The following is a 12,642-nucleotide window of genomic DNA, read 5'->3' as shown; positions in this document are numbered from 1 at the left end:
GGTACCGACCGACGGCACCTACCACGGTTGTATTACGCCCGAGTTTCTTCCCTTTTGATCGAGATTCGGGTTTGCGGGGAGCCACTAAAGTGAGGTCCATGACCGAAAGTTCCGTGCACCCCGCCCTCTGGCCCGCCCCCCACGCAAGCGGCGCCGTCGACGCGACCGTCACCGTGCCCGGATCGAAATCGGTCACCAATCGCGCGCTCGTCCTCGCCGCCCTCGCCGCCGAGCCCGGCTGGCTGCGCCGCCCGCTGCGCTCCCGCGACACCCTGCTGATGGCCGAGGCGCTGCGCGCGATGGGCGTCGGCATCGAGGAGACGGTGTCCTCCAGCTCCTCCGTCGCGGGCGGCCCGGACGCCTCCGGCGAGGCCTGGCGGGTCATCCCGGCCGGTCTGCACGGCCCCACCACGATCGATGTCGGCAACGCGGGCACGGTCATGCGCTTCCTGCCGCCGGTCGCGGCCCTCGCCGACGGCCCGATCCGCTTCGACGGCGACCCCCGTTCGTACGAGCGCCCGCTGAACGGCGTGATCGACGCGCTGCGCGTGCTGGGCGCCCGGATCGACGACGACGGGCGCGGCTCGCTGCCGCTGACCGTGCACGGCGGCGGTGCGCTGGACGGCGGCCCGGTGGCGATCGACGCCTCCTCGTCCTCCCAGTTCGTCTCGGCGCTGCTGCTGTCGGGGCCGCGCTTCAACCAGGGGGTGGAGGTGCGCCACACCGGCGACAAACTCCCCTCCATGCCGCACATCCGGATGACCGTCGACATGCTGCGGGCCGTCGGCGCCCAGGTAGACGAGCCGGAGACCGGCGGCGAGCCGAACGTCTGGAGGGTCTCCCCCTCCGCCCTGCTCGGCCGCGATCTGACCGTGGAGCCCGACCTCTCCAACGCCCAGCCGTTCCTCGCCGCCGCGCTGGTCACCGGCGGCCGGGTCACCATCCCCGACTGGCCCGAGCGCACCACCCAGCCGGGCGACGCGCTGCGGGAGATCTTCACCGCGATGGGCGGCAGCTGCGAGCTGACCGAGCGCGGCCTCACCTTCACCGGTTCGGGCCGCATCCACGGCATCGACGTCGACCTCGGCGAGGTCGGCGAGCTCACCCCCGGCATCGCGGCGGTCGCGGCCCTCGCCGACGGCCCGTCCACGCTGAGCGGTGTCGCCCACCTCCGGCTGCACGAGACGGACCGGCTCGCGGCGCTCACCAAGGAGATCAACGAGCTCGGCGGAGATGTCACCGAGACCGCCGACGGGCTCCGCATCCGGCCCCGGCCGCTGCACGGCGGTACCTTCCATACGTACGACGACCACCGGATGGCAACCGCGGGGTCGATCATCGGCCTTGCCGTCCCCGGAGTGGAGATCGAGAACGTGGCGACAACCGCCAAGACCCTGCCGGACTTCCCGCAGATGTGGACCGGAATGCTCGGGGCCTGAGACATGCGCCGCTACGGCAAGAACCCCGACGAGGACGACATCCGGTTCCGCCCCAACCCGAAGGGCAACCGGCCCCGTACGCACACCCGCCCGAAGCACGAGGACGCCGAGGAGGGCATGGTCCTCACCGTCGACCGCGGCCGCCTCACCTGCCTCGTCGACGGCCGTACGGTCATGGCGATGAAGGCCCGTGAGCTGGGCCGCAAGGCCGCCGTGGTCGGTGACACCGTCTCCATCGTCGGCGATCTGTCCGGAGCCAAGGACACCCTCGCCCGCATCGTCCGCATCGGTGAGCGCCGCTCGGTGCTGCGCAGGACCGCGGACGACGACGATCCGTACGAGCGGGTGGTCGTGGCCAATGCCGACCAGCTGGCGATCGTCACCGCGCTGGCCGATCCGGAGCCCCGCCCGCGCATGATCGACCGCTGTCTGGTCGCCGCGTACGACGGCGGGCTCACCCCGCTTCTCGTGCTCACCAAGTCCGACCTCGCCTCCCCGGACAAGCTGCTGGAGGCGTACACCCCACTGGGCGTCCCGTTCATCGTCACCAACCGCGAGGAGCTGGAGAACGGCGACGCGGCCGACCGGGTCCGCGAGCAGCTGCACGACCGGGTCACCGCCTTCGTCGGGCATTCCGGCGTCGGGAAGACGACGCTGGTCAACGCGCTCGTACCGAAGGACCGGCGGCGTACCACCGGAGTCGTCAACGCGGTCACGGGCCGTGGCCGGCACACCACCACATCGGCGCTGGCGCTCCCCCTTCCCGACTATCGCGGCTGGGTGATCGACACCCCCGGTGTGCGCTCCTTCGGGCTGCACCACATCGACCCGTCCCGGGTGATCCACGCGTTCCCGGACCTGGAGCCGGGCACCGAGGACTGCCCGCGCGGCTGCACCCACGACAGCCAGGAACCGGAGTGCGCCCTGGACGCCTGGGTCGCGGACGGCCACGCCGATCCGGCGCGGCTGGACTCGCTGCGGCGGCTGATGTCCACCCGGGAACGACGCGAAGGCGACTGATCCGGGCACGTTTGCGATCTCCCGCTGCAGGTAAGTGCATAATCACACCCAGCGTGGCAAGGCGGTCACCGACGCGGGAGGGCACTGAAGATGGCGTGGCTGCTGGTCGTGGTCGCAGGACTTCTGGAGACCGGTTTCGCCGTCTGTCTGAAGCTCTCGCACGGTTTCACCCGGCTCTGGCCGACCGTCGCGTTCTGCATCTTCGCCCTCGGCAGCTTCGGTCTGCTGACGCTGTCGCTGAAGAAACTCGACGTGGGGCCCGCCTATGCCGTGTGGACGGGCATCGGCGCGGCGGGCACCGCGATCTACGGCATGGTGTTCCTCGACGACGTGGTCTCCACCCTCAAGCTGATCTCGATCTCCCTGGTGATCGTCGGAGTGATCGGACTGCAGCTCTCGGGCTCGTCCCACTGAACCGTTGCGGGTTCGCCCCGGCCGGCGTTCATCCGGGCGGCCGCCGCTCCACCGCCTCGCGCACCAGCGGTGCCGGTTCCCCCTCCGTCCCCGGGGGAGCCGGGACCAGCGCGTAGCTCAGTGCGAGCCGCAGCGCGATCTCGCAGGTCGCGGCCAGCGCCCGGGGGTCGTGCGGTGGCCGTCCCTCGTCGAGGGCGGCCGCCGCCCGCGCTCCGACCTGGCCGAGCAGCTCGGCGGGCGTCGGCGCCCCGGCATCGGCGCGCCGCTGGGCGGGCACAAGGGAGGCGGTCTGTGCCGGGGGGCGTACGGGACGGGGTAACCGCTCACTCCAGCAGCCCGTGAGCAGCCCCCTGACCAGGGCGTTCGCCCGAACCGCGCGAACCGTCCAGGCGGCGGTGGCGGCCAGTCTGTCCCCCGTACCGCCGGCCGATCCCAGTGCCCGTTCGACGCCGGCCAGATAGCTGTCGGCGGCGCCGCGTACCAGCGCGCGGGCCAGGCCGTCCTTGCTGCCGAACTCGTTGTAGAGGGTCTGCCGGGAGACCCCGGCGGCGGACGCCACATCGACCATGCGCACCGCCGACCAGGGCAGCGTCGCCAGCGCCGAGTGGGCGGCGTCCAGCAATGCGTCTCGCGCTGTGGGCATCGTCGCCTCCCGCGCCAAGGGCTTCGCGTTCCAGAGTTGACGCGCCCCCGGGGACTGTCAATGGTCCGCGCGGCCGCAGGGTCGTGTAGCTCCGTTCACCCGCGGTCGATACTGTGACGGCATGCCCGATTACCACGATGATCTGCGCCTCGCCCACGTGCTGGCGGACGCCGCCGACGCGACGACGATGGACCGGTTCAAGGCTCTGGACCTCAAGGTCGAGACCAAGCCGGACATGACGCCGGTGAGCGAGGCCGACAAGGCCGCCGAGGAACTGATCCGCGGCCACCTCCATCGGGCCCGCCCGCGCGACGCGATTCTGGGCGAGGAGTACGGCATCGAGGGCACCGGCCCTCGGCGCTGGGTCGTCGACCCGATCGACGGCACCAAGAACTATGTGCGCGGCGTGCCGGTCTGGGCGACGCTGATCTCGCTGATGGAGGCCGGCGAGAACGGCTTCCAGCCGGTGGTCGGCGTGGTGTCCGCCCCCGCGCTGAACCGGCGCTGGTGGGCGGCGAAGGGCGCGGGCGCGTTCTCCGGCCGCAGCCTGACCTCCGCGACGCGGCTGCACGTCTCGAAGGTGGAGCGGATCGCGGACGCCTCGTTCGCGTACGCCTCGATGACCGGGTGGGAGGAGCAGGGCCGGCTCGACGGCTTCATGGATCTGACCAGGGCCTGCTGGCGCACTCGCGGGTACGGGGATTTCTGGCCGTACATGATGGTCGCCGAGGGATCGGTCGACATCTGTGCGGAGCCGGAACTCTCGCTCTGGGACATGGCCGCGAACGCGATCATCGTCCAGGAGGCGGGCGGCCGGTTCACCAGCCTGGACGGCGTACCCGGCCCGGGCGGCGGGAACGCGGCAGCCTCGAACGGGCTGCTCCACCACGAGCTGCTGGGCTATCTGAACCAGCGCTACTGACGCAGCTTGCGGCTTGACCTGCGCCAGGCGTAGGCGGTCTCGACGCCCGGCGGGCGAAACATCACCTACGGTGGCGTCCGGATCCTGAGCGGGAACGCGAAAGTGCCTTCTGAGCTGGGATGATGAGGCTTGTCCAAAGCCTCTGTCAGCACAGCAGGAAGGCACTTTCTGCGTGCACACCGCCGGGTCGCGTCCCGAGTTCGTCGTCTCGGCCGACGGCTGCGGGGCGGTCAGGTCTCGGGCGTACCGGTGACGCCCTTGCAAGCGCTCGTGTCGTCGGCGGTTCCCGGCACGGCCGCCGCCTTCACCGCGCTGAAGTCCGTGACGTACGCATCGTGGTCGGCGTCGCTGTCTACCTTCAGCAGCGCCTCGTCGTTCTTGGTGAGCGCCGGACCCGTGTAGTTGTGGCTGCCGGTCCACAGGACCTTCTGACCAGTGGCACCGTCGTACTTGCCCTCGATCAGCAGGAACTTGGAGTGGATGATGCGCGAGGCGGTGTCCGGGTCGCTGTCGTCGTCCCAGTTGTAGCAGCGCAGCGTGGGACCACCGGAGGCGTGCAGGGTCTCCCAGGTGCCGCTGGAGGAGCCGCTGTCGGTCTGCGAGTAGACGATGTCGACCGTGCAGCCCGCGGTCTTGAGCGCGACCAGCTTCTGGGCCACCGCGAGCCGGGTGAGCTTGAACATGCCGACCCGCACCTTGGTGTGCTTGGTGGTGCCGTCCTCGGTGTACGTGCAGGTGACGTTGTCGAGGACACCGGTGATGGTGTCGCCCGGAGACGGGTCGTCCGCGGGGCGAGGGAAGAAGTAGGCCTTGTACGGGCTGCTGGTGGTGGTGCTGTACTGCCAGTTGGCCCAGTCCTGACCCACGAGCTTGGCGAAGTAGTTGCTGTACGCCGTGTAGATCGTCACGTTGTTCGGCACGACGTAGGCGTCGTTCCAGAACCGGCTGTAGCTGGACGGTGTGAGGTTCGACGAGGTCTGCACCACGACGTCGTACGCCCCTTCGAGCTGTGAGAACAGCCAGAACTTGTTGTGGTTGATCGAGGCGCCCTGCGAGGGCTCGCCCAGACAGGACTTGTCGACCGGACACAGCCCGACGAAGGAGCTCTGGGCGCGGTCGGTGCCGAGCGCAGTCTTCAGGATTCCGTACGTCGGGTCGTCGGCGTTGTCGCTGACGTCGCTCTCGTCCATCATCAGCTGGACATCGACGCCGCGGGCGCGGGCGTCCGCGATGGCCTGGGCCAGCTCCGCGTCCCAGAAGTGGTAGACCGAGCCCTTGATGGACGAGCCGGACGGCGACTGGTTGATGTAGTCGAGCAGCCGTGTGCGTATCGCCTGCTGCTCGGCCGCGGTGCCGGTCGGCTTGTTGAAGACCGGGCCCGCCGTGACGGCCGCGGACGCGCTGCCCGCCAAACCGAGTTGAAGACCCGCGACGAGCGAGACCGAGATGAGAACCGCGGCGAGACGGCTTGAACCATGGCGTGATGCTGAGCGCACCAGACCCCCCTGAGGCCGGTCGAACATATATCTGTCGAGCGGATGTTGCCAGAGGGGTGCATGTGACTACCAGCTACACCTTCGAGATGCCTCCGAGATGGACGCGAGTCAGCTGCGAGATGACCGTGAGGTGACGCATGCCCCTTTTGATGAACTAGACATGACAGATGAGAAATTCTTACCCTCGGCGAACATTTTATTGATCTTTCTTCGCGTAGGGGGTGGGAGCTTCGTGAGACGTATGTGTTCTCGAGGCACGGCTGCCCTGGTCAGCAAGGCATTGCTGGCCGGGCTCTTGTCGGTCGTGGCGCTCGCGCCATCGGCGGCGGTGGCACTGCCGAGTGGTGACGAACCGAGCGTGCCGACCGGAAAACTGGACAGCCCGGTGTCGCAGATGGCCGAGCCGTCCCAGAAGAAGCCTGCGAAGGTGACCTGGCCCGAGTCCGGCCGCCGCACCGTGACGTTGGGATCCGTGCCGGTCGAGTCGGCCAAGGGATCGGTGGTGTCGGTCCGCACGGCCGCGTCCACGGCGAAGACCAGGGGTGCGGCAGCGGATCGCGCGCCCTCCAAGGTCGACGTCGAGGTGCTGGGGCGCTCGGAGGCCGAGGCCGCCGGCGGTCTGGGGCTCGGGCTGCGGCTCGCGCGCCGGGACGGCGGGCAGACGGCCGGAGCGGTGGAGGTCTCCATCGACTACTCGGGCTTCGCCCACGCCTACGGAGGTGACTTCGCCTCCCGGCTGCGGCTGATCAAGCTGCCGGCCTGCGCGGCAACCAACCCGAAGGCGAAGGCCTGCCAGAGCAGCAGCTACGTACCGTCGAAGAACGACACGGACGGACAGAAGCTGACGGCGACGGTCGAGGCCGCGCCGCAGACCGAGACACACTCCGGCATGGCGGCACTGGCGGAGCCCTCCGTCTACGCGCTGACCACGGGCTCGTCGTCCGACAAGGGCGACTACCGGGCGAGCACGCTGTCGCCCACGGGCAAGTGGGACGTGTCGATGGGCTCGGGCGCGTTCACCTATCAGGTGCCGATCGAGGTGCCCGAACCTCCGATGGGTGAGGCCCCGGACCTCGCGTTGACCTACAACTCTCAGTCGGTGGACGGCCGTACGTCGGCCTCCAACAACCAGGCCTCCTGGGTCGGGATGGGCTGGGACCTGAACCTCGGCTACATAGAGCGCCGCTACAAGAACTGCGCCCAGGACGGGCACCCGACATTCGGCGACCTGTGCTGGGACTCGCCGAACTCGTCCACGGACCCGAACGGAGCCGTGTACGTCATCAACATCAACGGGATGACGACAGAGCTCATCCAGGACAACACCGGTACCGGCTCCTTCCACATGCAGGACGATCCCGGCTGGAAGGTGCAGAAGCTCAACGGCGGCTACGGCTCGGACAACACGGACGAGTTCTGGGTGATCACCCAGCAGGACGGCACCCGTTACTACTTCGGCTGGGGTCGCTCCGAGCGCTCGCTCAGCAAGACGAACTCGGTGCTGACCGTCCCCGTCATCGGTGACGACGCGGGCGAGCCCTGCAACAGCTCGTCCCCCAACCCCTGCACGCAGGCCTGGCGTTGGAGCCTGGACCGGGTGGTGACGTCGAACGAGGTCGAGAACTCCTACTTCTACGACAAGGAGCAGAACTACTACCGTTCGGTGGCCGCGGCCGACAAGGCCCGCTCCTATGACGCGGGTGCATACCTGAGCCGGATCGAGTACGGCTGGTCCTCGCAGACCGCGGGCGCCCAACTGCCTGCCAAGGTGGAGTTCCAGCACGTCAACCGCTGTGTGGAGCGGATGAACGAGAAGGACCCGCTGGACAACACCCCGCCGGACTGCCCGACGATCGACGCGTCCCCGTCGTCGTACCCGGACGTGCCGGTCGACCTCATCTGCGACGGCCCGGAGGACGGCGAGTCCTGCGCGGGCAAGACGTACTACCCCACGTTCTTCCAGCGCGGAATGCTCTGGGACATCAAGACGTACGTCCGCGACAACGACGCGGCGAGCTGGGATCTGGTCACGCAGTACCAGATGAAGTACGCGCTGATGAACCCCGAGGGGTCCATCGACGGCACGCTCTGGCTCGACTACATCCAGCGCCGCGGTTACGCGGGGGACGACATCACCCTGCCGACCATCAACTTCAACGGCGAGTACCTGGACAACCAGGTCGGCGGTGGCGCGCTGCTGAACTTCCGCCGGGTCAACAAGGTCTTCACCGACCTGGGTTCCAGCGTGGCCGTCACCTACGGGCACGCTTCCGACGGTGACGTCTCCCGGCAGTGCGACGCGGCCAACCTGCCCTCACAGTCGAACAACGACTCCGAGTGCTTCTGGCAGAAGTGGACGCCGGAGGGCGAGACGACCGAGCGGACCGGCTGGTTCAAGAAGTTCGTCGTGACGCAGGTCGTGGTGGATCCCGGCGATCTCGGGGACGGCGATCCCTCGATGACCACGACATACGAGTACGACGGCGCCCCGGGCTGGCGGTTCACGGCCGACCCGATCGCCAAGGACGAGGACGAGTCCTGGTCGGAGTGGCGCGGCTACGGCAAGGTGCTCGTCACCACCGGCGCCAACTCCAACAGGCACTCCACCTATAACTGGCTGTACCGGGGCCTGGACGGCGACCGAACCTCCAAGACGGACCCCTCGCAGACCCGGACGGTGAAGGTCACCGACTCCGAGGGCACCGAGTGGACCGACTCCGCATGGCTGGCGGGCAAGCCGCTGGAGACCTCCACGCGAGACAACGCGGACAAGTCCCAGGCAAGGGAGTGGCACGAGTACTGGATGCACAACACCGCCCAGTACACGGGTCTGCCGGACGCCCGCTTCATACGGGAGAGCAAGACGCGCACGCTGGAAAAGGTCTACGACTCCACCGACACGGACCTGTCGACCTGGCGCGAGCACATCATCGAGAACGAGTACGACGACAGCGAGACGGCCTCCACCGCCTTCGGTCTGCCGATGCGCGTGGACGACTGGGGTGAGACCAACGTCTCCGACAACACGTGCACCGAGTTCGGGCGGGCCTACAACACCGACCAGCTCGACGCGACCGGCACCAAGCGGTGGATGGTGTATCAGGACGACGAACGGCACTACTCCGTCTCCTGCACCACACAGGCCCAGGACCAGGCGGCCGGGCAGGACACCCTGCACCAGGACAGGCGGACCGTCACGCTCTTCGACGGCGCCACGGCCCAGTCCGAGAACGACGCCAAGCTGACCGACGGCAACGCGACCGAGGTCCGCACCTACACCGACGCCACCAACTACCGGTCCACCAGGGGCGGTTTCGACGACGCCGGGCGCCAGACCAAGACCTGGGACGGCAAGCAGAACCTGACCACCACCACGTACAACCCGAACACGTCCTGGCCGAACGACGGCATCACCACCACGACCCCGACCCCGACCGGGGGAACAGCACTCACCTCGACCACGTACGTCTCCCGGTTCTTCGGGGAGCCGTGGAAGACCGTGGATGCCAACGGCAACACCAGCCGGGTCGTCTACGACGCGTTCGGCCGTACCATCCAGGTCTTCAAGCCGACCGAGTCCGCCAACTACCCCGACGGCACCCCGTCGATGAAGTTCTCCTACGCGGTCCCGGTCGCCCCGTCCTCGACCGGTGTGCCCGACGTGGCGACGGGCGCGCCGGCGCAGGTGACCACCGAGATCCTCCAGTCCGGCACCACCTTCCTGAAGTCGGTCGGCTACGTCGACGGCCTCGGCCGGACGCGGGAGGCGCAGATGCCCGCGTCGTCGGGCACGGGCCGCACGGTGACGGTGACCCGCTACGACTCCTCGGGCAATGTCGCCGGCACGTCGGCGGAGTTCTACAACAGCCAGGCGGCAGGCTCCGGCATGGTCAATCCGGCCGTCGCCGACATCCCGGCCTACAACGACCTGCAAGTGGACTGGGCCGGGCGCACCACGCTGTCGCAGATCCTGGTCAGGGGCAGCGAGCAGTCGGCGAGCAAGACCGTGACCAGCTACGGCGGCGCCGACCTCACCACCGTCTTTCCGCCGGTGGGGGAGCCCAAGGACACCTACACCGACGTCGACGACCAGACCGTCAAGGTGGTCGAACACAACGGCTCGGAGTCCTACACCACGGAGTACGAGTACACGCGCAGCGGTGGTCTGAAGTACGTCCACGACGCGCGGGGCAACACCACCCACTACACCTACAACTGGGCGGGAGAGCGCCTCAGGACCGAGGATCTCGACAGCGGCGTCAGCACGAACACGTACGACGCCAACGGCAACGTCGAGACCGTCACGGACGGCACCACCGTCCTCACCCACGCGTATGACGAGCTCAACCGCCAGAAGTCGGTCTCCTCGGGCTCCGCGCTGCTGAGCGAGTGGAAGTGGGACACCGCCACCGGCGGCAAGGGGCTGCTGGCCTCGACCACCTCGTACGCGGGCGGCTACGGCTATGTGTCGAAGGTCGACGCCTATGACGCGCGCGGTCGGGCCACGTCCAAGACGACGGTCGTCCCCAGCGACGGCAACGGCTTCCAGGGCAGCTACACCTTCGGCTACCACTACGACCTCAACGACCAGACGGCCTCGGTCGACTACCCGGCGGTCGGCGGACTGCCCGCGGAGACCGTCACCACCCAGCGCTCGGCGTACGGTGACCCGACCAAGCTCGCCAGCGCGCTGGCGACCTATGTGTCCGGGGTCGGTTACGACGACCTCGGCAGGACGATCTCCCGCTCGTACGGCGCCGCGGGTACCGGCACGAGTGCCACCCGCACCTTCGCCTACGACGACGCCAACGGCACCGGCTGGCTGAAGAACGTCACCACCAACACGCTCACCTCGGGCACCACCACCAAGGTTCAGGAGGACACCTACGCCCGTAACGACGCGGGAATCGTCACCACGCTGCGCGAGACCACCGCGAACCAGCAGCAGTGCTACACCTACGACGGCCTCCAGCGGCTGAAGGCGGCCTGGACCACGGCAGCCACGACCTGCGGCACCACACCGCAGTCGGACTTCGCGGGTCCCGATCCCTACCAGCAGCAGTACACCTACGACCGGCTCGGCAACATCCAGTCCGTCACCGCGACCACGGCGACGGGGACGACAGTCAAGGACTACAAGTACCCGGGCTACAGCGCCGACGAGACGACCTACACGGCCGGCCAGGCGCACCCGCACGCGGTCACGTCCGTCACCACGTCGTCGGGCACGGACAGCTACGGCTACAACGACAAGGGCCAGCTGACCTCGCGCACCGTCGGCGGGGTGAGCTCCGACCTGGCCTGGGACGCGCAGCAGCGGCTGACCAAGGTCACGCAGAAGAAGCCGACCGGCGACGAGGTGTCGACGTACGTCTACGACGTCGAGGGCAATGTCGTCCTGCGCACCGGCAAGAGCGAGAAGGTGCTGTACCTGGACGGCCAGGAACTGCACTCCACCACCGCCGGAACCAAGGCCAGCCGCTACTACGCGCTGGAGAAGACAGCGGTGGCCGTGCGCGTGGCGGACGGCACCACCAACGGCACGCTCATCTGGCTGATGTCGGACACGCAGAGCTCCACCCAGCTGATGGTGGCGCAGGCGACGGGCGCGGTCACCAAGCGGCGCTACCTGCCGTTCGGCGAACAGCGCGGCGCCACCGCGCTGCCCACGGGCACGGACCGGGGCTTCCTGGGCAAGGCCGAGGACGACTCCACCGGCCTCTCCCTCCTCGGGGCGAGGCTCTATGACCCCAGCCTGGGCCGCTTCCTGTCTCCCGACCCACTGGCGACGCCGTATCTGCCGCAGAGCCTCAACGGCTACAGCTACAGCGTCAACAACCCCATCGCGTACAGCGATCCGTCCGGACTGTTCTTCGACTTCCTGCTCGGCGGAAGCTTCTGGCGCACGCTGTGGATCTCCCGCCACGACACGGCGGTCTTTCTGCGGGCCCTGGCGGTCCGCTACTACGACCTCTCCAACGGCAATGGCCACGGGGCCGTGACCACGAGCCGCAAGGCAAACGCCATCAAGCACGGCTCGTACGGCAGCATCAACGTCAAGAACGAGAGCAAGAAGAAGACCGGGTACGCGGACCTCATCTACTGGACGGACAAGAAGGTCTACGTCTGGGAGATCAAGCACAAGGAATCGGCCAACTACAGGTCATCGAGGCCGTCGGCGGAATCCACCGGACCCGCGCAGCTCAAGAACTACATCAAGTATCTGACCAAGCAGTTGCGGGCGAAGGGGGACAAGAGAGAGGTCGTTGCAGGGTTCAAGTTCCCGCTGGCGCAGTCGGCCCCCAGCGCGAAGGGCAATGAACTCATCACCGTCCGCTCGTCGTCGAAGGCCGCGGGAATCGAGGTGTACACGTACATGAAGGTGAAGAAGATCGACAAGCCCTCCCCGTCGCCGGTTCCGCAACCGAATCCGACGGCCGTTCCGGAAAGGGTGCCCCAGCCCGCGAATCCGTACATGCCGGCGCCTGGCGCGACGCAGCACGCCCCGCTTCCGGGCGGGGAGACCAACAACGAGTGGGGCTGGGACTGGGGAACGGTGTCGACGCCGGACACCAACACGTCCGGGGCGCTCGCGACTGTGGCCCTCCTGACCGCGCTGTTCCTGAGCCCGGCGTGACGGCCCCGCACCACGATCGGCCGCTCAGGCCGCCGATCGTGGTGCAGTAGCCTTCGGTTGACGTCCGTGGG

At 68.4% G+C, this 12,642-nt stretch carries 7 protein-coding genes; 5 read left to right on the top strand and 2 right to left on the bottom strand.

Translation table 11 applies throughout. The features are described 5' to 3' along the window. The first annotated feature begins 98 nt into the window (after nt 1–98). The 3 genes from aroA (at nt 99) to OG507_RS27025 (ending at nt 2,873) form a co-directional block, all read left to right on the top strand. On the top strand, nt 99–1,439 hold the full coding sequence (gene aroA, locus OG507_RS27035) for a 3-phosphoshikimate 1-carboxyvinyltransferase (RefSeq protein WP_327369765.1): 1,341 nt from the start codon (nt 99–101) through the stop codon (nt 1,437–1,439). A 3-nt stretch (nt 1,440–1,442) separates the two neighbouring features. Continuing rightward, the gene (gene rsgA, locus OG507_RS27030; protein ID WP_327369764.1) at nt 1,443–2,459 is read left to right on the top strand and encodes a ribosome small subunit-dependent GTPase A; all 1,017 of its coding nucleotides are present in this window, start codon (nt 1,443–1,445) and stop codon (nt 2,457–2,459) included. 90 nt (nt 2,460–2,549) lie between these two features. Continuing rightward, on the top strand, nt 2,550–2,873 hold the full coding sequence (locus OG507_RS27025; protein ID WP_327369763.1) for a DMT family transporter: 324 nt from the start codon (nt 2,550–2,552) through the stop codon (nt 2,871–2,873). A gap of 28 nt (nt 2,874–2,901) precedes the next feature. Here OG507_RS27025 and OG507_RS27020 read toward each other — a convergent pair whose 3' ends face one another. Next, nucleotides 2,902–3,516, bottom strand: a complete 615-nt coding sequence (locus OG507_RS27020; protein ID WP_327369762.1) for a TetR/AcrR family transcriptional regulator — start codon at nt 3,514–3,516, stop codon at nt 2,902–2,904. A 121-nt stretch (nt 3,517–3,637) separates the two neighbouring features. Here OG507_RS27020 and hisN point away from each other — a divergent pair, with 121 nt between their 5' ends. Beyond that, entirely contained in the window at nt 3,638–4,438 is an 801-nt protein-coding gene (gene hisN / locus OG507_RS27015; RefSeq protein WP_327369761.1) for a histidinol-phosphatase, read from the top strand. Nucleotides 4,439–4,668: 230 nt separating this feature from the next. Here the strand turns inward: hisN and OG507_RS27010 are convergent, their stop codons facing one another. Further along, nucleotides 4,669–5,934 (bottom strand): phospholipase D-like domain-containing protein, encoded by a 1,266-nt coding sequence (locus OG507_RS27010; protein WP_327369760.1) that lies wholly within the window; start codon nt 5,932–5,934, stop codon nt 4,669–4,671. Between the two features lie 241 nt (nt 5,935–6,175). Here OG507_RS27010 and OG507_RS27005 point away from each other — a divergent pair, with 241 nt between their 5' ends. Beyond that, nucleotides 6,176–12,571: an RHS repeat domain-containing protein gene (locus OG507_RS27005; RefSeq protein ID WP_327369759.1), complete on the top strand. Its 6,396-nt coding sequence runs from the start codon at nt 6,176–6,178 to the stop codon at nt 12,569–12,571. Nucleotides 12,572–12,642: the final 71 nt, after the last annotated feature.

Origin of the sequence: Streptomyces sp. NBC_01217 (assembly GCF_035994185.1) — a bacterium.
Taxonomy (GTDB): Bacteria; Actinomycetota; Actinomycetes; order Streptomycetales; family Streptomycetaceae; genus Streptomyces.
The sequence above is the reverse complement of the archived record's forward strand: the minus strand, read 5'-3'. Positions and strand labels throughout refer to the sequence as shown.